The following is a 23,840-nucleotide window of genomic DNA, read 5'->3' as shown; positions in this document are numbered from 1 at the left end:
CCTTCGATTAAGGTGAAGGTATGATAGATAGACCCTGAACTCTTTAGAACAACTAGAAAAGGATGATCAACGTGAACAACCAACTAATTTTAGCATCGTCTTCTCCAAGACGTAGAGAATTACTAAACCAAGTCAATATACAGCACAAGGTAAAAAAACAAGATGTGGATGAGTCAAACGTGCCTTTCTATAACCCTCGCACATACGTACAAACTTTGGCTGAGCGTAAAGGTCGCTCTATAGGCTTTGAATCCGATCAAGAGGTTATCTTAAGTGCAGATACGATTGTATCTCATGAAGGAGAGGTTCTAGAAAAACCGAAGACACGTGAAGAAGCATTTCAAATGCTACGCAGTTTAAGCGGCCAAACACATCAAGTTTATACAGGCGTTATGCTACGTTCACCTGAGCAAGAAATGTTTATCGTGGATCAAACGTCCGTAGAATTTTGGCCACTATCGAAAGAAGATATTGAGCTGTATTTAGATACAGGTGACTCTTTTGATAAAGCAGGAGGGTATGGCATTCAAACGGAGGGTGCTATGCTTGTTAAACAAATCTCAGGTGACTACAATAATGTCGTAGGATTACCTTTATCGCGTGTTGTACGCTCGCTTCGAACATTTGGAATTTATCCTAGCATTCCAGAACTGAAGTAAGAGCCTCAGGGGAAACGAAATATAGGAGGCGATGTTTTGACAGATGTCCCCATGTTAATGAAACAAGTCCCTGAGGAGGAACGGCCACGAGAAAGGTTGGTCCACCTTGGGGCAAAACATCTTTCTAATCAGGAATTACTAGCTATACTTATTAGTAGTGGTTCAAAGCAGGAATCGGTCTTATCTCTTTCTCAACGTGTATTAATTCATTTTGAAGGGTTATCTTTATTGAAGGATGCCACAATTGAAGAGTTAACAGCGATAAAAGGAATTGGGGATGCTAAGGCAGTAACGGTCCTGGCAGCACTAGAGGTTGGGAAGCGAATCCACTCACATAAACCTCATGAACGTTATATTATAAAGAGCCCGGAGGATGGCGCTGATTATGTGATGGAGGAAATGAGAGATTTGAAGCAGGAACATTTTATTGCCATGTTTTTAAATACGAAAAACCAAGTTATTCACCGACAGACCATATTTATAGGTAGTTTGAACGCCTCTATTGTACATCCTCGTGAAGTCTTCAAGGAAGCTGTGAAAAGATCGGCGGCTTCTGTGATTTGTGCTCATAACCACCCCTCTGGAGATCCTACGCCCTCACAAGAAGATATCCATGTAACAAGACGCTTAACAGAGTGTGGAAAGATGCTTGGTATAGAACTTTTAGATCATTTAGTCATTGGAGATCGAAATTTTGTCTCACTCAAAGAAAAAGGGTACTTGTAACACTATCTATTTCTTCCTTTTTTTCGTATAATTATATAGACAATCGATTCTTAAGCGCCATTTGCTGATATAAGCAATGGCGCTTCTTGTGTGCTTTGCTACATAAAAACTCGTGAGTCGATTTGATTTAATTATTGGTTAAATTTGTGTTTTCCTTCCCCTTTTTCGGGAATTGATTAAAATAGTGTTTGGTATTTATGAATAACCATATAGTAAGACTTGGTTTATATACAGAAAGGAAGATGAACGTGGCAGGTTTTGGATTTTCACAGGATTTAGGTATCGACTTAGGTACAGCAAATACATTGGTGTTTTTAAAAGGTAAGGGAGTAGTGGTTCGTGAACCATCCGTTGTTGCTAAAAATTTAAATACAGGTGAAATTGAAGCTGTTGGTAGCTCTGCTAAGCATATGGTTGGGCGTACACCAGCCAACATTTCCGTCATTCGTCCTATGAAGGATGGTGTGATTGCGGATTACGATACGACTGCAGCTATGATGAAGTATTACATTAAAAAGGCGCAAAAAACCCGTTCAGCTTTCGCTCGAAAACCAAATGTAATGGTATGTGTACCATCTGGAATCACAATGGTTGAAGAGCGTGCTGTTGTGGATGCTACAAAACAAGCGGGGGCGAAAGACGCATTTCCAATTGCTGAGCCATTTGCTGCTGCAATCGGTGCAGGATTGCCTGTTTGGGAGCCGACTGGTAGTATGGTAGTAGATATCGGTGGAGGAACCACTGAGGTTGCGATTATTTCTCTAGGTGGAATCGTTACAAGCAAATCGATTCGTGTAGCTGGTGACGAGATGGATGATTCAATTATTCAACACATTCGAAAAGAATATAACCTTATGATTGGCGAGCGTTCTGCAGAAACGTTAAAAATGGAGATCGGTTCAGCAGGAAAACCGCTTGAAGATGAAGAATTGGATATAAGAGGTCGAGATCTGGTAACAGGACTTCCTAAGACAATCACGATTTCTGCAAGTGAGATTGCGGGATCTTTAAAAGATACAGTTGATCAAATTATTGACGCTGTAAAGGTAACGCTTGAAAAAACACCTCCAGAGTTGTCAGCGGATATTATGGATCGTGGCATTGTCTTAACAGGTGGAGGAGCGTTGTTGAAAAATATTGACCAGGTCATTAGTGATGAAACAAAAATGCCTGTATTCGTCGCAGAAGATCCACTAGATTGTGTTGCGATTGGAACAGGGAAATCACTAGAGTATATACACCATTTTCGATCACAGCCTAATGTAGCCTCCAGAACTAGCATGGATTAAGTAGAGGTGTAACATATGCCATCGTTTTTTCGTAATAAACGTCTCATTTTAATTCTTTTCAGCTTTATCCTTTTGGTGGCATTGATTGGATTTTCGATGAGAGATCGAGACAATTTGACTTTTCCAGAAGAATTTCTAAAGGATACAACCGGCTGGGTACAAACTGCTTTTCATACTCCGGTGCAGTTTGTAACTGGAATTTTTGATAACATAGAGGATATCCAGGAAACGTATAAGCAAAATGAGTTATTAAAATCACGCCTGTCTGACTTTAAGGGGTTATTGTATGAAGTTCAGGCACTACGAAAAGAAAACAAAGAGCTTCGGAGTTTGTTAGACAAAAAAGAGAGTATTCTAGATTATGAGCCTATCCAAGCGTCTGTCATTGCTCGTAGCCCAGAACCTCATTGGTTTGAGCAGCTGACTATTAACAAAGGTCAAAAGCATGGTGTTAAGCCTGACATGGCTGTAATTACCGGAGAAGGTTTAATAGGTAAAGTGCAGACGACATCAGCTATTACGTCGACTGTTCGCTTGCTTACTGGCTTTGATCGTTCTACAAGAATTCATGCCATGGTACCAGATAACAATGTGTATGGTTTAATTGAAGGAGATCAGGAAGACGATGAGAGACTTATGCTTAAACATATTCCTTACGATGCAGAGATTGAAAAAGGTCAGATGGTCGTAAGTTCAGGTATGGGTGGCGTATTCCCTCGTAATCTATTAATTGGTAAAATTGAAGAGGTCATCATTGATGAATATGGATTGACCCAGACCGCTTACATAAATCCAGCGGCCAATTTATATGATATCAACCACGTATCTGTTGTTGATCGGGAAATCTACTCTCCTCCATTGGATGAAGAGCCAGAAGTGAAGGAGGAAGACAAGGGGGATTCAAGTGAATGAAACGCTTATATCTCCCTCTTATTCTCTTAGTTATTCTTGTATTGGAAAGTACAGCGATTGATTTTTTACCCAATGATTGGGTGATTTCGGATTATCACATTATCCCTCATTGGGTCTTGATTATTCTTGTGTATATCGCAATATTTTACGACTATGATCGTACGTACTACTGTGTGTTATATGGGATCATCTTTGGATTCTTAGTGGATTTACTTTATACAGATATGCTTGGGGTTTACATGTTTGCATATGGGATGATTACATATATCGCTCACGGATTGAAGAAGCTTCTTCATGCGAATTTGTATGTCACCATTATTCTAGCCATTGTCAGTGTCGCCCTTGCAGACACTGTCCTTTTTGTCCTCTATACGCTTGTTGATGTAACAAACATGGGATGGGGGCCTTATTGGCAAATTCGTTTAATTCCTACAATTATGGCGAATCTCGTTTTTGCACTCTTGTTGTATCCCTTGTTTCCAGGTATGTTACAACAATGGTCGGAAACCCAATTAGAAAGACCCAAATCCGTGTGAAAGGAATTTTGATCATTAGAGTCGAATATTATGTTTGAGGTGAAGCTTCCGTGAGTAACAAGAAGCCAATCGTAACGATAAAAGGCACAAAAGATGGACTAACACTGCATATTGATGATACGTGCTCTTTTGAAGATGTTTTATATGAGCTCGATCAAAAGATTTCACAGAAATATATTGATGAGGATCAGCCTATGGTTACCGTCAATATTCAGCTTGGTAACCGCTATTTGGATGAACAACAAGAGGAACAGCTAAAAGAGCTTGTACGCAATCACAATAAACTTGTCATTCAGTCCGTAAACTCGAATGTCATCACGAAAAACGAAGCATTAGAATGGAAAAAAGATAAGGAAATTACGCCCATTTTTAAAGTTGTACGTAGTGGGCAAGTGTTAGAAGTGAGAGGGGATCTTCTTTTAGTAGGGGATGTGAATCCTGGAGGAAAAGTTATCGCATCAGGTAATATCTTTGTGATGGGTAATCTTCCAGGAATTGCTCATGCAGGGGTGAATGGAAACAACCAAGCCGTCATTGCTGCATCTTACATGAAGCCGAACCAACTACGTATTGCAGATTACATTAGCCGATCTCCAGATTACGATACAGAAGGTGTCTATATGGAATGTGGTTATGTGGATGAAGGTCAAGAGAAGATCATGATCGATCGTTTGCAACTTCTTGCACAGAAAAGACCTGAAATGAATGGGGTAGAAAGGAGAATGCTAAATGGGTGAATCCATCGTTATTACATCAGGAAAAGGTGGCGTGGGAAAAACAACAACCACAGCCAACCTTGGAACTGCTTTAGCATTAATGGGGAAAAAGGTATGTTTAATTGATACAGATATTGGACTGCGTAACCTTGATGTTGTGATGGGGCTTGAAAACCGCATTATCTTTGATATCGTGGACGTAATTCAAGAACGTTGTCGTTTGAACCAAGCGTTAATAAAGGACAAGCGTTTCGATGACCTTTCCCTGCTTCCTGCTGCTCAAACAAGCGATAAATCAGATTTAAATCCTGAAGGCATGGTCAAAATCATCAATGAGTTAAAGCAAGATTATGACTACATATTGATTGATTGCCCAGCAGGTATTGAACAAGGCTACAAAAATGCCGTAGCAGGTGCTGATAAAGCCATTGTTGTAACAACACCTGAAAAATCATCCGTTCGTGATGCAGACCGTATTATTGGCCTTCTCGAACAAGAAGACATCGAACCGCCACGTTTGATCGTTAACCGAATCCGCAGACATATGGTTCAAAAAGGTGATATGTTTGACGTGGATGAAATCGTTACGGTTCTATCGATCGATTTATTAGGCATCGTTGCAGATGATGATGATGTAATTAAGGCTTCAAATAGTGGGGAGCCTATTGCTTTCCAACCAAACACGAGAGCATCGATCTCCTATCGTAATATCGCACGCCGTATCTTAGGCGAATCTGTACCGCTTATGTCATTAGAGGATGACAAAGGGGTATTTACAAAAGTAAAAAGATTCTTCGGCATACGATCGTAATTAGAACAAACCTAATTGGACTGTGCACAGAAGCTAAGGCATTGAATTGTAAAACAATTCAATGCCTTTTTTCGTGAGTTGAGGTAAAAAGGTACTGTATACTCTAATTTCATGAAAGCCCCCTTATCTGGAAGACTTGGATTCGAGATATAGGTTCGTAGGAGTCCGTTGCTTGTATGAGAGTAAGGGGGTCAGTGAAACGGCAATACTCCTGTGGAAGACCAGCTGAGCCTCCTCGTTCACTCCGTTCTCTGTGGGGTCTCATCTGCCCTTTCTACCACTGGAGTTTGCCGTTTCCTTCCCCCCTTTGCGTTTATGGAGAATACCGGACCCTAGTGTGTGGGTTCTAAACCTTACGGACATCTGTTCCGTTATTTTGAACTTTTAAGGCATTTCGAGAGTCGTTACGGACATATGGTACCTTATTTGTGACAGATTGCTCTTATTGCTCTTTATTAAGGTGATTTGCAGCAATTAGCGGAATGAATGTCCGTAAACTCTTAAGAAAAACCATTTTAAGGTGAAATAGCGGAACAAATGTCCGCAAGCATTTCCTCACATTATCGCTGCGGTTCCGTTAATCACCATTCGGCTAAGGTGGGCTTGGGAACGGGTTGACTCCTCCGGAAAAACGGGCGAGCGAGACCCCGCAAGAAGCGTAGCGGATGAGGAGGCTCGATCGTTCGTCCGGGGAAAGCAACCCGTTCCCAAGCCCACCGCACTCAACAATAGCAACGGAACCGCCTCTCTCACTAAAACAGTTATTCCATATTACTGCCAGATTGCTGAATAACATTTAAAGTAAGGAATGATCATCTATACAAATCTATTTATTCTTTTTCATATATCAATACTTCCCCTCATAGACTTGTACAAAGAATTGATAAGGAATGAGGAGACGCTTATGAAACGAGATGTGCGTGATATTCGAAAAAGTATCGCTCAACGTAAAAAAGAAAGAGAATTAAAGGGGAAAAGATCTGTTTCAACGCCAGTTTCATATGTACAGGAGGAGGAGAAATACGGCTACCTGCCTTTTACACAAGGAGAAGAAAGGCAAAGTGCAAATGCGCAGTTGCTATCAGCTTTTGTATTTAAAGCCATTCTCGCAGCTGTTTTATTCTTCTCAGTCGCCATCCTCTATCGGATGGATGCGAACTTTTTACAAAAGCCTAAGAGCTGGGTGACAGATGCTGTAACGGAAGAATTTCAATTTGCGGCGGTTAACCAATGGTATCAGGAGAAGTTTGGCGAGCCATTAGCTTTTCTTCCACAAACTCCATCTTCTAATGATGTACAACCTGTTACAGGTCAGCATGCTTTACCTGTTAATGGGACGATTAGTGAATCTTTTCAAAAGAATGGACAAGGAATCGTGATTGAAACGTCAGAAGAAGAACAAGTAAAAGCTTCAAAAGGTGGAACTGTGATTGAAGCAGGGAACAAAAAGGACACAGGGAAAACAGTAGTTATTCAGCACGCTGACGGTAGTAAAACATACTATGGATTCTTAAACAAAATTGATGTAAATGTGTACGAGCATGTGAACAGCGGAAAAATCATCGGTACAACTACACCTTCATCGAATGGGGACCAGCATCTTTATTTTGCTATTCAAAAAGGGGATGAGTATATCGATCCTATCCAGGTGATTCAGGTCAATGATCAGCCTTAATGCCATTCGCCATTTTCATATACACCCTATGTTTTGGTTTCTCATCGGTGTTGGTTTACTAACAGGGTCCCTTATTCAATTGCTAATTATTTTCTCAATCGTGCTTTTCCATGAGCTTGGTCATTACGGGATGGCTCACTATTTTAAGTGGCGCATACGGTCCGTAATGATTTGGCCTTTTGGGGGTGTTTTAGAAACAGATGAGTACCACACTCGTCCCATAAAAGAAGAGGTACTTGTTATTTTAGCAGGACCCTTTCAGCATCTCTGGATTTGGTTGTTTATTTTGTTTGCCGAATCCACCCAGTTGCTATCAACAGGTGTGATTGAATTGTTATCTCTATATAACGTGTTGATTTTTTGCTTTAATATCTTACCGATCTGGCCGCTTGATGGAGGGAAGCTACTATTCTTATTTCTTTCTGTGTATCTTCCTTTTGTAAAAGCTCAAGCGATGTTTTTAACACTTTCCATCATTAGTTTATTCGTTGCATTCAGTGCCGCGCTAATGTATTTTCCGTTTTCCATGAGCACGATTTTACTTGCTTGTTTTTTATTGTGGGAAAATCGGATAGAATGGAAACAGAAAAGATATGCGTTTCTTCGTTACTTGATGAAAAGGCAGCAAGATAGTCAGGAGCATGTGAACAAGATTCGCACGATCCATATTGGTGAGGACATGCCAATTATGGATGTTTTTCGACAATTTAAACGCGGTACACACCATCAGATCTGTGTAACATTACATAATCAAAAGCGTGCGCTCATTGATGAAGGGGAATGTTTGTATTACTTCTTTACCTTGAAGCAAACGCGTGCCAAGGCTAAAGAGATGGTGGAGTGGTTTGCAACGTAAGGATGAGATAACAATGAAGACAGTTTATTTACAGACTATCCCTACTGAAAAATGGGCGATGGTCTATCAAAACGATACATTAGAACAGGTCTTGATTGAAAGGCCTGAGGAAAAAAGCCTCATTGGGAATATATATAAGGGAAGAATAGTGAATATAGAATCAAGTTTACAGGCTGCCTTTGTTGATTTTGGGCAGCCTAAACTTGGTTTTTTAAAGAAGCAAGAGATTCCAGAAGCAAGAAAAGATACAAGTCAATCCATTGAGCATGTTGTTCATGAGGGTCAACATGTGTGGGTGCAGGTGATGAAGGACGCTTATGATCAAAAAGGAGCTCAGCTAACCGCTAACGTAACGCTACCAGGTCGTAATTTAGTATATCTTCCATTAGGTAATTATTTTGCCGTTTCAAGAAAAATGACTGATGAGCAACGCAGCCATTTAAAAACATGGGCAGGTGGGGCTTGTCAGGGAGAAGAAGGTTTGATTTTTCGTACACATTCAGCCGAAGTTTCTTTGGAGGATTTGGAAAGGGAATTAGTATCGCTGCGTGAAAGTTGGACAAGTCTCTTTAGACAGTATCAGTATGAAAAACCACCTCAAACGATTTTAGAAGACTTTGATATTCCAGATCGTTTGCTTCGCCGTTTTCCAGAGGGAGATATTGAAAGCATCTTCGTTGATAACCTGGATATGAAACAGCGAATTCAACAGCGAATACCTGAATTAGGGGGGAAAACAAAATGGGTTGCTGACATCCAAAATCAAATGCCTTTCTCAGCTGAATACATTAGCGAGCAATTATTAACACGAACAATCACGCTTGATAGTGGGGCTCAACTCGTCATCGACCAAACCGAGGCAATGGTAGTGATAGACGTCAATACAGCTAAGCATACAGCTACAAGCAATAAGAAAACTTCTGTCTTAAAAACTAATCAGGAAGCTGCAAAAGAAGCTGCTAAACAGATTCGTTTGCGAAATTTATCTGGTATGATTCTGATTGATTTTATTGATATGAAAGATGAGAAGGATCAAGAACGAGTAGTGAGTTATTTCAAAAAACAGTTGAGACAGGACTATGTTCGAACACAGCTTTTCGGGTTTACGCGTCTAGGAATTTTGGAGATGACTCGAAAACGTGAAGCACCATCCTTGTCTAGTGTTCTGGGAAAAGGGCACACTCAGAGTGTCATGATGTCACGTGCTTCTGAGGCCTATCAATTAGAGAGAATGTTATTGTCCTATCAATCAAACGATCAGGATATCATTGCGATTGAAGCTCATCCTGATGTAATCGAGGCGTTCAAGCAAAGAATAGATATGAAAAAGTTGAAATCAATCCTTTACAAAGATGTCTATGTCCTGAATAATAGGGAGAGTCATGTGCCTTTCCGCATTATACATGTCGGAAATGTGGCTACCCTGGAAGAACGATCCTTTTATAAGGAGAATGTTCTTGACAGGTTGTTTTGAAACGTGGTAACATTTGTACGTTAACGATCGTAGCACCTGTTGCTACAACCGCTCAAAACAGGTTCTAAAAGCCCGAGAGGCACCTGCATGGCGAGTCTGAGTATTATAAGGAGGTGCAAGTATGTACGCAATTATTGAAACAGGCGGCAAGCAAATCAAAGTAGAAGAAGGTCAATCCATCTTCGTTGAAAAAGTTGATGCTGCTGATGGTGAAAACGTAACTTTCGACAAAGTACTTGTAGTAGGTGGCGGCGAAACAAAAGTAGGCGCTCCATACGTAGACGGTGCTTCTGTAACGGCTAAAGTTGAAAAACAAGGTCGTCAGAAGAAAATCAACGTGTTCAAGTACAAGCCAAAAAAGAACTACAAGCGTAAACAAGGTCATCGTCAACCTTACACAAAGCTTACAGTAGAGAGCATCAAAGCGTAAGGTTCGATCATGATACAAGTACTTGTAACTAGAGATGAACATGGTCAAGTATCAGCTTTTGAAATAAGTGGTCATGCTGAAAGTGGCCCATATGGTCATGATATTGTATGTGCTGCTGTTTCCGCTGTCTCCTTTGGTGCGGTGAATGCTGTTATGAAACTATGTGAATTCGAACCTCATATCGAACAAGGTGGCGAAGGTGGCTATTTAAGGGTTGAATTACCTGAACAATTGTCATCCGATACTTATGAAAAGGCCACATTGTTGTTAGAGGGAATGATGGTATCACTCGAAACCATAGAGCGAGATTATGGTGAATATATGACGATCAATTGATAAGGAGGTGCAGCCCAATGCTACGTCTAAATCTACAGTTTTTCGCCCAGAAGAAGGGTGTAGGTAGTACGAAAAACGGTCGTGATTCCATTTCCAAGCGTCTTGGAGCGAAGCGTGCTGATGGTCAACAGGCTAAAGCAGGCGCGATCCTTTACCGTCAACGTGGAACAAAAGTTTACCCAGGTGCTAACGTAGGCATCGGTGGTGACGACACACTATTCTCTAAAGTAGATGGTGTTGTTAAGTTCGAACGTTACGGACGTAACCGTAAAAAAGTTAGCGTTTATCCACAAGAAGCATAAGCGCACTAGCTTTAAAGCTCTAGCCCACTGGGTTAGAGCTTTTTTAATGGCCGCTAGATATACGGAAATATCGATAAAAATCCTCTGAAAGACTTTGTGAAACAGTATTTATTTCGAATATGTCCATAATTTGCTATACTTTTCATATTAGAGAGAAAAAAGGGGCGGATTTTGGATGAAAGTGAACGAAGTGACGAACTTATTGAGTCATTATCGACATGATTGGATGAATCAGTTGCAGATTCTACATGGGTATGCTTCTATGGGAAAAATGGAGAAGGTACAGGAAAAGCTGCAAGATATTATTCAGGGATCCCAAGAGGAATCGAAGCTGATGAAACTTCAATCACCACACTTCGCCCTTTGGGTCATTCGATTCAACACCCAGTATGATCAATTTCGATTAACGTACACGATTCAATCGCACCATAACTTAGAACAACATGATCAAGAGTTACTGCTGAATTGTCAAAATGTCATGAATATCTTTGAGGATTATATAAATCCATTGAAGCTTTATATGGTTACACTCGTTGTGAGTGGACAAGATAAGCCTGAAGTAACGTTAAGTGTAGATGGAGATTTAGATAAGAACAAAGACCTTTTAGAACGCTTAGAAGATCAGTCTTATCGTAAGGATGTACAAGCAGTGGAAAGTGAGAATGGACACACCTACACCATGAAACTGCTTCTAAATGAGAGGTGAAGAATATGTTTGTAGATGCAGTTAGCATATATGTGAAAGCTGGAGATGGCGGTAATGGTAGTGCAGCCTTCCGTCGTGAAAAATATGTACCTAAAGGTGGGCCAGCCGGCGGTGACGGTGGTAATGGCGGAGACATCGTGTTTGAGGTGGATGAAGGTTTAAACACACTTATGGATTTCCGCTATCAACGTCACTTTAAGGCGAAGCGCGGTGAAAACGGAATGGGAAAAGGTATGCACGGAAAAAATGCTGATGACTATGTCATTCCTGTTCCACCAGGTACTACGGTGAAAGATGTTGATACAGGTGAAGTAATTGCAGACTTAGTTGAACACAAGCAACGTGCAGTTATTGCAAAAGCAGGTCGTGGAGGCCGCGGTAATTTGAAGTTTGCTTCTCCAAGAAACCCTGCCCCAGAGATATCTGAAAATGGTGAGCCTGGTCAAGAGCGTAACATTACGTTGGAGCTAAAGTTAATGGCGGATGTTGGACTAGTTGGGTATCCAAGCGTTGGTAAATCCACGCTTTTATCAACAGTGAGTCAAGCAAAGCCAAAGGTTGCTGAATATCACTTCACAACGCTTTCCCCTAACTTAGGTGTTGTGGAAACAAAAGACCACCGCAGCTTTGTTATGGCAGACCTTCCAGGATTAATTGAAGGAGCTCATGAAGGTGTTGGCTTAGGTTATCAGTTCCTGCGTCATGTCGAGCGTACACGTGTTATTGTTCATGTAGTCGATATGGCTAGCATGGAAGCTCGTGATCCTTATGAGGACTTTGTAACAATTAACCGCGAGCTTGAGCAATATGATGAACGCTTGATGGATCGTCCTCAAGTGATCATTGCGAGTAAAATGGATATGCCGGAAGCTGAAGAAAACCTTGAACTGTTCAAGGAACAAATTGGTGAAGGGTATCAGATCTATCCTGTTTCTTCTATAACGCGTGAAGGTTTAAGTGAAGCTTTATTTGCGATTGCTGATCTGTTGGATGAGATTCCAAAAGATACAACACCAATTGAAGAAAAAGACGAACGCGTAGTTTATAGCTTTAAAGAAGAAGAAGAACCATTTACGATTACACGTGAATCGGATGGAGCGTTCGTATTAAGTGGACCGAAGATTGAAAAGCTCTTCAAGATGACAGACTTCTCACGCGATGAGACAGTGGCACGCTTCTCCCGTCAGTTACGCGGTATGGGTGTTGATGACGCACTGCGTAAGCGAGGAGCAAAAGATGGCGACACAATACGCCTGATGGACTTTGAATTCGAATTTATTGAATAGACCGTGTAAAGGGGTTAAGACACATGGCCCAAAATGATGATCAATTTTACCTTGTACGAAGCGATGTTTTACCAGAATCGATGCAAAAAACGTTAGAAGCAAAAGCATTGCTTGAACGTGGGAAAGTGGAATCTGTTCATGAAGCGGTTCAGCAAGTGGACTTAAGCCGTAGTGCATTTTATAAGTATCGGGATGCTGTGTATCCGTTCCAAGCTATGGTGAAAGAAAAAATCATCACTTTGTTTTTTCACTTAGAGGATCGATCGGGTACGTTATCTGAATTGTTAGCGATGGTTGCTCAATCTGGGTGTAATATTTTGACCATTAATCAAACCATCCCTTTACAAGGAAAAGCCAATGTCACACTATCTATAAATACAAGTAGTATGACGATGTCAATTGAACAAATGCTCCAAAACTTCAACAAACTAGACTTTATTGATCGAGTAGAAATTGTTAGTAGCGGTGCGTGATGAAGAACTCCAACGAATATGTTGGAGTTCTTTTTGTTCATTGTAGGTCTATTTTTATAAAACATAGTAGTTATTCAGTTATATGGCAGTTATCTTGAATAAGCTGGTGCGGGTTGGTTCCGTTATGTTTATGCAGAGCGGCGGGCTGTGGAACGGGTTGCTTTCCCCGGAAGACCGATCGAGCTTCCTCGTCACTACGTTCCTGCGGGATCTCGCTCGCCCTTTCTACCGGAGGAGTCAACCCGTTCCACAGCCCACCTTAGCCGAATGGTGACTAACGGAACCGCAGCGATCGTTAGGTATTCTGATTTAGAATGTGTAGTTAAATTTTATATGCTTCAAAGTGATCTAAAGCTTTATATGTAAAGCTAATTTACAGTTTCCTTAAGCAAGAAATAAAGTGATCTCAGACATGGGTCCGTTAACTTCCATAACAGCAAAGGGGTGAGGGAAACGGCAAACTCCCGCGGTAGAAAGGGCGGCCGAGACCCCGCAGGAACGGAGTGACGAGGAGGCTTGGACGGTCTTCCGCAGGAGTATTGCCGTTTCACTGAACCCCTATCTCTCATAAAAGCAACGGACCTCCACCGCACAGTTATCTCGATTCCAAGTCTTCAACAATAGGGGGCTTAAATGGAATGAGAAGCGTCTAATATTAAACATGAAATGAATCCCTTCAAAACAACCCTCCCAAATATATCCCAAAAAAATTTAGGCATTTTCATCAACCTTTTCTGGGTTCGTGCATATGTTGTAAAAGAGTTAATCTGTTATTTATATCATGGTTTAAACGATAACAGAAGGAAGGGAGCCACATCAGTGAAAATTCATGTTGTTCAAAAAGGTGATACGTTATGGAAGATTGCGAAGAAATATGGAGTAAATTTTGAAGAGCTTAAAGCGATGAACTCGCAATTGAGCAATCCAGATATGATTATGCCTGGTATGAAGATCAAAGTTCCATCTGATTCAAAGCCAGTCAAAAAAGAGCAGCCAAAAGCTACTCAACCGTACAAAGATACGTCGCCAAAGCCTATGCCAGTAGGGAAAGAGAAGCCGAAGGAAATGCCTAAAAAAGAGATGCCAAAGCCAAAAAAAGAAGAACAAGTTAAACCAGCCGTAGAAGAAAAGCCAATGATGCCAGCTCAACAGCCGCAAATGCCTAAACAACCTATTATGCCAATGCAATTTCAGTTCCCTACAATGGAACAAGAGATGCAAAACTACTATACGACTGTAAACATCCCACAAATGCCGCAATATCAGCCGCCAAAACCTAAACCGAAAAAAGAACCAGTAAAACCAGCTGTGGAGGAGAAAAAACCAATGAAGCAGCCTAAGAAGCAGCCGCAAGTACAACCGCAGATGCAACAACCGATGCAGCAGCCGATGCAGCAGCCGCAAATGCAACAACCAATGATGCCAATGTATGTTCAACCAATGCCGTGCATCCCTTGTCCGCCGCATCCTTGTCACCCACCAATGCCACAATACCTAGGTAGTACAGATCCATATTGTTGGGATGGGATGACGCCAGATCAGCAACAGGCAGTTAGTCCAGCAACTGGATATGATGATATGGAATCTTCATCATGGGAGTCATCTTCATCCATGCATATGCCTCAAATGCCACAGCAAGGTTGGCAGCAAATGCCGCAACAAGGTTATGGAATGCCACAACAAGGTTGGCAGATGCCGCAACAGGGTTATGGAATGCCGCAACAGGGTCAAGGTATGCCGCAACAAGGCCAAGGAATGCCGCAACAAGGAGGGCAAATGCCACAACAAGGCGGTCAACAGGTTGGACAGATGCCTCAATATGGAATGCCGCAGCAAGGTGGTCAAATGCCGCAGTTCCCAGGCATGCAACAAGGTGGAGGTCAGATGCCGCAAATGCCTCAAGGTATGGGGCAAGGCGGTATGCAATCACCATTCCAAATGCCGCGTTTTGATGAGGAAGAGTAATGCGATCGATACAGCAAAAAGGGGAAGGCCGAAGCGGCTTTCCCTTTTCTTTTGTTCAATTAAAAGGTGATTTGCATATCGAACAAACTTATCAAATTAAGCCTCATGTTTATAAAGTAAGAGGAAATGATCAAACTTACATTCTCAAACAGTACTCTTCTAAGCTTGTTGTTCAGCAACAATGGGACTTTTTTGAACAGACCGAAAACCCTGATATAGTAAGATTTGTTCCTTTTCCGAATGGTGAGCGATTTATTTGTGGCGATCAAGGTGATGTCTATACGCTTGCACCTTGCATGAACGGTTGGCCATTGTCTTATAATAAAGAGAAAGACCGAATAGCATCACATGATCTCCTCAGTCAATTTCAACAGTCATCTCTTGGGATTAAGTTGGATTCCATGATCCCCAAACTACCAATTTATATGAAATGGAAAAAACGACTTCATACGTTTTCAGCTTTTCTTGGTATCTTTGAAGCATTTGGTCAGAGGGAATTGTTCGATGCCATCACGCAAAAAAGTTATGCTATACTAAGTGAGGTCGAGCAATTAGACTGGAGAATGATTGAAGAAGATGCTGTACAAAAAGGCTCGTGGATCCATGGTGATGTAGCATCGCATAATTTTATTCGGGATGGAGCACAGGTAAGATTGATTGATTTTGACCTTTTAGGACAATCCCCTCCCGTTTATGATTGGATTCAATTAGCTCAACGGTGGATGGAGCATGTTGAGGCTGAGCAGCTTCTTCGGTTTAAGGGATTCCAACAATGTAGTTTGGATCCCCTGTGGCTTTATGGTGTTCAATATCCATCGGACGTCATGCGAGAATGGATTTCGTTTATGAGAACTCAGCCTTCGCAGGAGGAGATTTATTATTTTTTAACAAAGATGGCGGGGGAATGGACTCGTAGGGAATCATTTGTCGAACAGTTAAATACTATGCTAACATAAAATGAAAAGAAACCTAACATCACTTTTGTAGTGAAGGGAGCAACATACACGATGCAAAATAAGATTGAAAAAACCGTTGAATGGTTACAACAACAAGTACAAGATGCTGGAGTTGACGGGCTTCTTGTAGGAATTAGTGGGGGAATTGATTCAGCAGTTGTAGCTCACTTAATCCAACGCGCTTTCCCTGACAATTCTTTAGGTGTTGTGATGCCTTGTAAAAGTAATCCGAATGACCAAGAGTCCGCTCAAAGTGTTATTGATAGTTGTGGGATTGATTCAATTACAGTTGATTTAACAGAGACACATGAAGTGATGTTCTCTAAAGTTAAAGCTCAATTGCAAGAAAAAGGGGATTACAACGAAGATCAAGAACGCTTAGCCGATGCAAACTTACGGGCACGTCTTCGTATGAGTACGTTATATACAATTGGAACAAACTATAAATACTTAGTTGTTGGTACTGACAATGCTGCAGAATGGTACACAGGATACTTTACAAAATATGGAGATGGAGGAGTAGACCTTGTTCCGTTAGTGCACCTCACAAAAGGTGAAGTGAGAGATATGGCACGAGAACTTGGCGTACCTTCTAAAATTGTAGAAAAAGCTCCAAGTGCTGGGTTGTGGGAAGGTCAAACAGATGAAAATGAAATGGGTACTTCCTATGACATGATTGATAAGCACTTAAAAGGTGAAGAGATCCCAGAAAAAGATCGCAAGCTTATTGAAGATATGCATAAGAAAACCGAGCACAAACGTAGTTTAGCGACAGCACCACCTGAATTTTAAGTTTTTTTCCTAAAAGTAACTTGGCTAAACCAAGCCTCCCTGAACCAACCTAAAGGTGAAGGGAGGTTTCTTTATGAAAAAACAACTTGTAGCATGTTCTCTACTTTCTTTCAGTCTTTTGATGGGATGTAATAATGGTCAGGATCAATCGCAACCTGAGACGTTAACCAATGATTTAAATAATATTGCAGAAAAAAATAATCAGAAATACGGGAATCCCGGTGCCAACCAGCCAGAGTATTCAACCAATATTGATAACAACTATGATCAATATGAATTAGAACGAGCACGACCTCAAGATAAAGATCGTGCACTTCGAGAAGGGCCTAAAAAAGGCACACCAATGAGTGATGAAAATGCTAACACGTATAATAATGTTGAATACGATCGACAATCACGAGAAATCGGGAAGCGCCTAAGTCAAACTCGATTTGTTAAAACTGCCCAAGTTGTCATTACAGACAAAAGTGTCATTGTGGCTGTTGAAGAGCCAAATCGTGCGACGTACACTAGAGTTAATGTATCTGAAAAAGTACGTAAGTTAGTTAAGGATATGCCTGAGGCAAAAGGGAAAGAAATTGTTATTTACACTGATGAGATGTATTGGGATCGTATGAAGGATCTTCGTAGTCGTTTAAATCAAAGAGAAGAAATGCCTGAGGAATGGGATCAATTCAGTGATGATTACAGCAGGTAAACCTATATATGCATGTGATTTCAGTAAATGAAATTACATGCTTTTTTTATGTTTAAAGAATCGTTTACTTTAGACAAGATCACTCTACCTTTTTCCATGAATACGTGAGCTACCCAGCACCCTTTCACACCTGACGACTACTCGTCCAATATGTTATATTAAATAAGGATTATGAATTGGAGAGAGGAGAATGTCCTATGGCTGGTCATTCTAAATGGTCAAATATAAAGCATCGTAAGGGTGCGCAAGATAAAAAACGCGGTAAGATCTTTATGAAACTTGCTAAAGACTTATACGTGGCAGCAAAAGAAGGGGGCGGCGACCCTGAAACGAACCCACAACTTCGCCTTACGATCGATAAAGCTAAAGCGAACAATGTACCTAACGAAAACATTGAAAGAGCAATAAATAAAGCAACTGGAAATCTAGACGGTGCTAACTATGAAGAATTGACTTATGAAGGTTACGGCCCTGGTGGTGTAGCTGTTATGGCAGAAGTTTTAACAGACAATAAAAACCGCACTGCCTCTGAAGTACGTCATGCATTTAATAAAAATGGCGGAAACTTGGGTGAGAACGGTTGTGTATCCTTTATGTTCGACAGAAAAGGTTATATCGTGATTAATCGTACAGAAGAAAATATCGAGGAAGAAGAACTTATGCTTGAGGCGATTGAAGCAGGTGCTGATGAAATGGAGACGTATGAAGAAGCTTTTGAAATTTATACAGATCCAGAAAACTTTCAGGACGTTCGTAAAGCACTAGAAGATTCAGGTTACACACTTGATAATGCTGAAGTAACGTATTTCCCTCAAACAAAATCAAAACTTGAAGGCGAAGAAGCTGAGCAAATGGAAAAACTGATCGATATGCTTGAAGAATTAGAGGATGTCCAAGAGGTTTATCACAATTTAGATGAACAATAGTATAAAAGTAAGAGGTTAAAACTTCTAATTTTGGTCACACTAAAATTAGAAGTTTTTTTATGTTGGAGTGACCATTTCTCCCCTAAATCATACTTCTTATATACTTGTTTTATCTATGTCGAATTAGGTAAAAGGATGTAATAGAGTTTTGATTCTATACATGAGGTGATGTGTGTGAGAAATTATCGTATTCTTATTGTAACTCTTTTAACTGTGATGTTTGTAGGTGGTTGGCAAGTATTCTCAGGGCAAGCTGAAGAAAACAAAGATACCCCTTCGAACCAAGAGCATGATCAAAGAAAAGAAGATATCGCTAAAAAGTCACTAGAAAAAGCGTGGACGAAACCACCACTAGAACTCGAAGTTGTTCTTCAAAAGATTTACATAGATGGTCAAATGAGTGAAGAACGACGAAATGAAACCGTCTGGTCCTTAGAAGATTTTTGGGCTGCTTATGACGGTTGGAAAGTAGTGAACCAACAAGAAGGTCAAATCGTCTTTCATAAGAAAGTAAAAGAACTTTCTCCATTGATAAAGGCAAAGGGTTATATTGGACTAGATGAACATGGAAAGTTAAGTATATTTGAAGGTAAGCCATCTGAACAAAAAGTGATACAAACCTTTTATCAAATTGATTTAGATGAATTAGAAGTGATGGATAGTCTAGATTTAGAAGAGGGCATCAAAATTAAATCTGCAGACCAATACTTTCAAATACTTAAGCAATTTGAAAAGCTATCCGTAAAAAAACCATAAGTTAAAAATCAAGGGCTGCCCCAAAAGAAGGTTAAATTCTTTTGGGGCAGCCCTTTTTAAGCTATTATTTTATTGTTTAAGTAGTCGGCTTAGGTGCCTCAACCTGTAATGATCGACATGACAGGTGTGTTTATTCCGTCTTTTCTTTAGGTGGTTTGTAAACTTTCTCTGCTTGGACGCCAAGGCTTTTTAAGTACTCGACAACACGATCGATTGGTTTCATGGCTACACCTCGATTTACGGATTAAGTTGATCTTACAATCATATTCCCGTTCCGTCAATATGAAAAACCGTTTTGTCATAAAAAGAAAACATTCAATACGAAAGAGTTATATGAACAATTTAGCTATTTGATTCATAATATCTTGAAAATTTTAAATTTGAAAGATTAAATTTTTTCTTACGAACATATGTCCGTTTTCCATTCAAGTTCCCTTGCCCAATGTGTTAAAATAAGATGAGCTCGAATAATGTGAGGGAGAATCGATTTTATGATTGCCTATATAAAAGGAACGCTAACGATGATCGACGGAGAAAACGTCGTTGTAGAAACGAATGGGGTAGGCTATGAAATCAGCTGTGCCAATCCATATTCCTTTCAATCGTCTATGAATAAAGAAGTGATTATACATACGTATCATTACGTAAGAGAAGATGCTCAGATGTTGTTTGGCTTCAAAATTCCAGAAGAGAAATCGTTATTTGCAAAATTGCTTAATGTGTCTGGGATTGGACCAAAGGGGGCGCTTGCGATCTTGGCATCAACGTCAGTTGGAGAGGTCGTATCTGCTATTGAACGTGAAGATGATAAATACTTAACTCGTTTTCAGGGTGTAGGGAAGAAAACAGCACGCCAAATGATCCTTGACCTAAAAGGAAAATTAACAGAATGGCTACCAGTGGAACAGGATGAATCAAGTATCTTCTACGAAGGAGAGCAAACGCACTCTGAACAAACAAAGATGGTTGATGAAGCATTAGAAGCAATGAAAGCTCTTGGTTACTCAGAGAAAGAACTGAAATCTGTGCGACCGAAATTAGAGAAAGAACAAGTCGATTCAGTGGATGAGTACGTAAGAAAAGGCTTAGCCCTAATGATGCAAAAATCGTAACATAGAGGAGGTGCAACATGGAGGAGAGAATGGTTAGTGGAGACGTTCAATCAGATGACGAATCCATAGAATACAGTTTACGTCCTCAGACTCTGGCTCAATATATTGGGCAATCCAAAACAAAAGAAAACTTAAGTATATTTATTGAAGCGGCGAAAATGCGTAATGAGCCGCTAGACCATGTTTTGCTCTACGGCCCGCCGGGATTAGGTAAAACCACATTGGCATCCATTATTTCAAACGAAATGGGAGGGCAGTTCCGTAGTACTTCCGGACCTGCTATTGAGCGTGCTGGTGACTTAGCTGCAATTTTATCTTCACTTGAAGCTGGAGATGTTTTGTTTATCGATGAAATTCATCGATTGCCTAGAGCTGTTGAAGAAGTTCTATACCCTGCTATGGAAGACTTTTTCTTAGACATTGTCATTGGATCAGGCTCTGAAGCAAGGTCAATTCGTTTAGACCTTCCTCCTTTTACATTAGTCGGTGCTACGACCAGAGCAGGTCTTTTGTCTGCACCATTGAGAGATCGATTTGGTGTGCTTAGTCGCCTAGACTATTACACAACCGAAGATTTATGTGCTATTGTAGAACGGACATCTGAAATTTTTGATGTAGATATTAGCAAAGATGCTGCTGTTGAGGTAGCGAGACGTTCAAGAGGAACACCACGTATTTCGAATCGTTTATTAAAACGTGTCCGTGATATTGCCCAAGTAAAAGGGGAAGAGACGGTGTCTAAAGAAACCACACAGCAAGCCCTTTCCATGCTACAAGTGGATGAAGAAGGTTTGGATCATGTCGACCATAAACTTTTACTCGGAATTATGGATCATTTCCAGGGTGGACCTGTAGGGTTGGATACCATTGCCGCGACAATTGGTGAGGAATCTCAAACCATAGAAGATGTATATGAACCTTTTCTTTTACAGATAGGGTTTATACAACGAACACCTAGGGGAAGACTGGTAACAACCAAAGCGTACGCTCATTTTAATCGGGAGGTGCCTGGTTCGTGACCGAGTTCCCTAAGTTATTGATTGTTATAGGAATCGTGTTTATTTTGATAGGATTGCTTTGGACATTTGTTGGAAAGTTACCGGGAGACATTTCATTTAAAAGAGGAAATGTCCAATTTTATTTTCCAATCGTCACGTCTATCGTAGTAAGCATCGTGCTTTCGGTGATATTTTATATAATAGGAAAGTTTAGATAGGAGAACAAAGAACGTTATGGAAATAAAAGATTTCGATTTTGACTTACCAGAACGGTTGATTGCTCAGACACCATTAAAGGATCGAACATCTTCTCGTATGCTTGTTATGGATCGGGAAGACGAAAAGATTGAGCATAAACATTTTTATGATTTAACGTCATACTTAAAACCAGGTGATTGCCTTGTTTTGAATAATACAAGGGTATTGCCAGCTCGCCTTTTTGGAGTGAAAGAGGATACTGGAGCTAAGGTTGAAGTCCTTCTATTACACCAACAAGAAGCTGATGAGTGGGAAGTGCTTGTAAAGCCAGCTAAAAAGGTTAAAGAGGGAACACGGATTTCATTTGGTGATGGCAAGTTGGTAGCTGAATGCACTGGGTTAAAAGAGCATGGTGGAAGAGTTATGCAATTTTCCTATGAAGGGATCTTTTTAGAGGTTCTTGAATCATTAGGAGAAATGCCTTTGCCACCTTATATAAAAGAGCAATTGCCTGACCGTGAACGTTATCAAACGGTGTACTCTAAAGAAGAAGGTTCTGCTGCGGCACCAACAGCTGGATTACATTTTACCAATGAGCTTCTGCAGGAAGTGCAGGATATGGGCGTTCACATAGCTTATGTGACCCTTCATGTTGGTTTAGGGACCTTTAGACCTGTTTCTGTTGATACGGTTGAGGAACATGACATGCATGCAGAGTTTTACCACATGAGTCAGGAAACTGCGGATCTGTTAACGAATGTAAAAGAAGCAGGCGGGCGTATTATACCAGTGGGAACTACGTCAACTAGAACTCTTGAGACAATTGCCAGAGATCATGATGGAGCGTTCACTGAGGCTAGTGGTTGGACAGATATCTTTATCTATCCTCCTTATCAATTTAAAGCAATTGATGGGCTTATCACGAATTTCCACTTACCTAAATCAACACTTATCATGCTTGTAAGTGCCTTAGCTGGGAAAGAATTTATTATGAGAGCCTATAAAGAAGCGGTTCAAGAAGAGTATCGATTCTTTAGCTTTGGTGATGCTATGTTGATTTTGTAAGACTTTAGAAAAAGAGAGAATAGAAAGGGTATTGTAGATGCCGATAAAATATGAATTAATTAAAACATGTAAACAGACTGGAGCCCGTTTGGGTCGTGTCCACACACCACACGGGTCTTTTGAAACACCAATGTTCATGCCTGTTGGAACGCTTGCTACAGTCAAAACGATGGCTCCTGAAGAATTAAAAGAGATGGGTGCAGATATCATCCTTGCGAACACCTATCATCTTTGGTTACGTCCCGGAGAAGATATCGTTGAAGAAGCAGGTGGCCTTCACAAGTTCATGAACTGGGATGGATCTATTTTAACGGATTCTGGTGGCTTCCAGGTATTCAGTTTAAGTGATTTACGTGATATCAAAGAAGAGGGCGTACATTTCCGTAACCATATTAGCGGAGAGAAGTTGTTCTTATCTCCTGAGAAAGCAATGCAAATCCAAAACTCATTAGGTCCAGATATTATGATGGCCTTTGATGAATGCCCTCCTTACCCGGCAAGTCATGAATATATGAAAAGTTCTGTGGAACGCACAACACGTTGGGCTGAGCGTTGCTTAGAAGCTCATAAACGTCCAAATGAACAAGGGCTTTTCGGTATTGTTCAGGGTGGAGAATATGAGGATCTTCGTCGTCAGAGTGCTCGCGATCTTGTTTCAATGGACTTTCCAGGATATGCGGTAGGTGGCTTATCTGTTGGCGAACCAAAAGATGTAATGAACCGAGCGCTTGAATTTACGACACCGTTGCTACCAGATCATAAGCCACGTTACTTAATGGGAGTAGGTTCACCAGACTCTCTTATTGATGGAGCGCTTCGAGGTATTGATATGTTTGATTGTGTCCTTCCTACTCGTATTGCGAGAAATGGGACATGCATGACATCTGAAGGACGTTTGGTTGTTCGGAATGCAAAATATTCACGAGATTTCCGTCCAATTGATGAAGCTTGTGATTGTCACACATGCCGTAACTATTCAAGGGCTTACATTCGCCACTTGATTAAGTGTAATGAAACGTTTGGCTTCCGTCTAACGACTTATCATAATCTTTATTTTCTGTTAAACTTAATGAAGCAAGTTAGACAAGCGATCCTAGATGATCGTCTTGGTGATTTTAGAGAAGAGTTTTTCGAACAATATGGCTTTAATAAGCCTGACGCGAAAAACTTCTAATAGATAATGGAAAG

The 23,840-nt window shown here is 40.6% G+C and carries 27 protein-coding genes and 1 other annotated feature; all 27 genes read left to right on the top strand.

Annotation, left to right across the window (positions count from 1 at the left end; all coding sequences use genetic code 11):
* The first annotated feature begins 71 nt into the window (after positions 1-71).
* Complete coding sequence (locus GS400_RS14410) at positions 72-659, top strand: Maf family protein (protein ID WP_236560963.1); 588 nt, start codon at positions 72-74, stop codon at positions 657-659.
* A 51-nt stretch (positions 660-710) separates the two neighbouring features.
* Positions 711-1,385, top strand: a complete 675-nt coding sequence (gene radC, locus GS400_RS14405; protein WP_160104638.1) for a RadC family protein — start codon at positions 711-713, stop codon at positions 1,383-1,385.
* 248 nt (positions 1,386-1,633) lie between these two features.
* Positions 1,634-2,674, top strand: coding sequence for a rod shape-determining protein (locus tag GS400_RS14400; protein WP_160104637.1), 1,041 nt, complete (start codon positions 1,634-1,636; stop codon positions 2,672-2,674).
* A gap of 15 nt (positions 2,675-2,689) precedes the next feature.
* Complete coding sequence (mreC, locus tag GS400_RS14395; protein WP_160102906.1) at positions 2,690-3,586, top strand: rod shape-determining protein MreC; 897 nt, start codon at positions 2,690-2,692, stop codon at positions 3,584-3,586.
* Positions 3,583-4,122, top strand: coding sequence for a rod shape-determining protein MreD (mreD, locus tag GS400_RS14390; protein ID WP_160102904.1), 540 nt, complete (start codon positions 3,583-3,585; stop codon positions 4,120-4,122). Before mreC ends, mreD begins: the two co-directional genes overlap by 4 nt.
* Before the next feature lie 50 nt (positions 4,123-4,172).
* Positions 4,173-4,859: a septum site-determining protein MinC gene (minC, locus tag GS400_RS14385; protein ID WP_160102902.1), complete on the top strand. Its 687-nt coding sequence runs from the start codon at positions 4,173-4,175 to the stop codon at positions 4,857-4,859.
* Positions 4,852-5,649, top strand: a complete 798-nt coding sequence (minD, locus tag GS400_RS14380) for a septum site-determining protein MinD (RefSeq protein ID WP_160102900.1) — start codon at positions 4,852-4,854, stop codon at positions 5,647-5,649. Before minC ends, minD begins: the two co-directional genes overlap by 8 nt.
* Before the next feature lie 904 nt (positions 5,650-6,553).
* The gene (locus GS400_RS14375; protein WP_160102898.1) at positions 6,554-7,324 is read left to right on the top strand and encodes a M23 family metallopeptidase; all 771 of its coding nucleotides are present in this window, start codon (positions 6,554-6,556) and stop codon (positions 7,322-7,324) included.
* Positions 7,311-8,180 (top strand): site-2 protease family protein, encoded by an 870-nt coding sequence (locus tag GS400_RS14370; RefSeq protein WP_160102896.1) that lies wholly within the window; start codon positions 7,311-7,313, stop codon positions 8,178-8,180. Before GS400_RS14375 ends, GS400_RS14370 begins: the two co-directional genes overlap by 14 nt.
* 13 nt (positions 8,181-8,193) lie before the next feature.
* On the top strand, positions 8,194-9,654 hold the full coding sequence (locus GS400_RS14365) for an Rne/Rng family ribonuclease (protein ID WP_160102894.1): 1,461 nt from the start codon (positions 8,194-8,196) through the stop codon (positions 9,652-9,654).
* A 36-nt stretch (positions 9,655-9,690) separates the two neighbouring features.
* Positions 9,691-9,762: a sequence feature (ribosomal protein L21 leader region), on the top strand.
* Positions 9,763-9,775: 13 nt separating this feature from the next.
* The gene (rplU, locus tag GS400_RS14360) at positions 9,776-10,084 is read left to right on the top strand and encodes a 50S ribosomal protein L21 (RefSeq protein WP_027448826.1); all 309 of its coding nucleotides are present in this window, start codon (positions 9,776-9,778) and stop codon (positions 10,082-10,084) included.
* A gap of 9 nt (positions 10,085-10,093) precedes the next feature.
* Complete coding sequence (locus GS400_RS14355) at positions 10,094-10,420, top strand: ribosomal-processing cysteine protease Prp (protein WP_160102892.1); 327 nt, start codon at positions 10,094-10,096, stop codon at positions 10,418-10,420.
* Between the two features lie 17 nt (positions 10,421-10,437).
* Complete coding sequence (gene rpmA / locus GS400_RS14350) at positions 10,438-10,722, top strand: 50S ribosomal protein L27 (RefSeq protein WP_160102890.1); 285 nt, start codon at positions 10,438-10,440, stop codon at positions 10,720-10,722.
* Between the two features lie 175 nt (positions 10,723-10,897).
* Positions 10,898-11,428, top strand: a complete 531-nt coding sequence (locus GS400_RS14345) for a Spo0B domain-containing protein (RefSeq protein ID WP_160102888.1) — start codon at positions 10,898-10,900, stop codon at positions 11,426-11,428.
* 5 nt (positions 11,429-11,433) lie between these two features.
* On the top strand, positions 11,434-12,714 hold the full coding sequence (gene obgE, locus GS400_RS14340; RefSeq protein WP_160102886.1) for a GTPase ObgE: 1,281 nt from the start codon (positions 11,434-11,436) through the stop codon (positions 12,712-12,714).
* 23 nt (positions 12,715-12,737) lie between these two features.
* A complete protein-coding gene (locus GS400_RS14335) occupies positions 12,738-13,187 on the top strand; it encodes an ACT domain-containing protein (protein ID WP_160102884.1) in 450 nt (149 codons plus the stop codon).
* An 819-nt stretch (positions 13,188-14,006) separates the two neighbouring features.
* Positions 14,007-15,152 (top strand): SafA/ExsA family spore coat assembly protein, encoded by a 1,146-nt coding sequence (gene safA / locus GS400_RS20495; protein ID WP_201450109.1) that lies wholly within the window; start codon positions 14,007-14,009, stop codon positions 15,150-15,152.
* Positions 15,152-16,108, top strand: coding sequence for an aminoglycoside phosphotransferase family protein (locus GS400_RS14325; RefSeq protein ID WP_160102882.1), 957 nt, complete (start codon positions 15,152-15,154; stop codon positions 16,106-16,108). The genes safA and GS400_RS14325 overlap by 1 nt, the downstream gene beginning before the upstream one ends.
* A 51-nt stretch (positions 16,109-16,159) precedes the next feature.
* Entirely contained in the window at positions 16,160-16,900 is a 741-nt protein-coding gene (gene nadE, locus GS400_RS14320; protein WP_160102880.1) for an NAD(+) synthase, read from the top strand.
* Between the two features lie 73 nt (positions 16,901-16,973).
* The gene (locus GS400_RS14315) at positions 16,974-17,597 is read left to right on the top strand and encodes a YhcN/YlaJ family sporulation lipoprotein (protein WP_160102878.1); all 624 of its coding nucleotides are present in this window, start codon (positions 16,974-16,976) and stop codon (positions 17,595-17,597) included.
* A 197-nt stretch (positions 17,598-17,794) separates the two neighbouring features.
* Positions 17,795-18,523 (top strand): YebC/PmpR family DNA-binding transcriptional regulator, encoded by a 729-nt coding sequence (locus tag GS400_RS14310; protein WP_160102876.1) that lies wholly within the window; start codon positions 17,795-17,797, stop codon positions 18,521-18,523.
* Between the two features lie 174 nt (positions 18,524-18,697).
* Positions 18,698-19,279 (top strand): BofC C-terminal domain-containing protein, encoded by a 582-nt coding sequence (locus GS400_RS14305; RefSeq protein ID WP_160102874.1) that lies wholly within the window; start codon positions 18,698-18,700, stop codon positions 19,277-19,279.
* Between the two features lie 491 nt (positions 19,280-19,770).
* Complete coding sequence (ruvA, locus tag GS400_RS14300; RefSeq protein WP_160102872.1) at positions 19,771-20,391, top strand: Holliday junction branch migration protein RuvA; 621 nt, start codon at positions 19,771-19,773, stop codon at positions 20,389-20,391.
* Positions 20,392-20,408: 17 nt separating this feature from the next.
* Positions 20,409-21,410 carry a Holliday junction branch migration DNA helicase RuvB gene (gene ruvB, locus GS400_RS14295; protein WP_160102870.1) on the top strand — a complete coding sequence of 334 codons (1,002 nt, stop codon included), beginning with the start codon at positions 20,409-20,411 and terminating at the stop codon, positions 21,408-21,410.
* On the top strand, positions 21,407-21,607 hold the full coding sequence (locus tag GS400_RS14290; RefSeq protein WP_160102869.1) for a DUF2905 domain-containing protein: 201 nt from the start codon (positions 21,407-21,409) through the stop codon (positions 21,605-21,607). The genes ruvB and GS400_RS14290 overlap by 4 nt, the downstream gene beginning before the upstream one ends.
* Positions 21,608-21,623: 16 nt before the next feature.
* Positions 21,624-22,652 carry a tRNA preQ1(34) S-adenosylmethionine ribosyltransferase-isomerase QueA gene (queA, locus tag GS400_RS14285; protein WP_160102867.1) on the top strand — a complete coding sequence of 343 codons (1,029 nt, stop codon included), beginning with the start codon at positions 21,624-21,626 and terminating at the stop codon, positions 22,650-22,652.
* Positions 22,653-22,689: 37 nt separating this feature from the next.
* Positions 22,690-23,826, top strand: coding sequence for a tRNA guanosine(34) transglycosylase Tgt (gene tgt / locus GS400_RS14280; RefSeq protein WP_027448812.1), 1,137 nt, complete (start codon positions 22,690-22,692; stop codon positions 23,824-23,826).
* Positions 23,827-23,840: the final 14 nt, after the last annotated feature.

The organism is Pontibacillus sp. HMF3514 (assembly GCF_009858175.1).
Lineage (GTDB): Bacteria > Bacillota > Bacilli > Bacillales > BH030062 > Pontibacillus.
The sequence above is the reverse complement of the archived record's forward strand: the minus strand, read 5'-3'. Positions and strand labels throughout refer to the sequence as shown.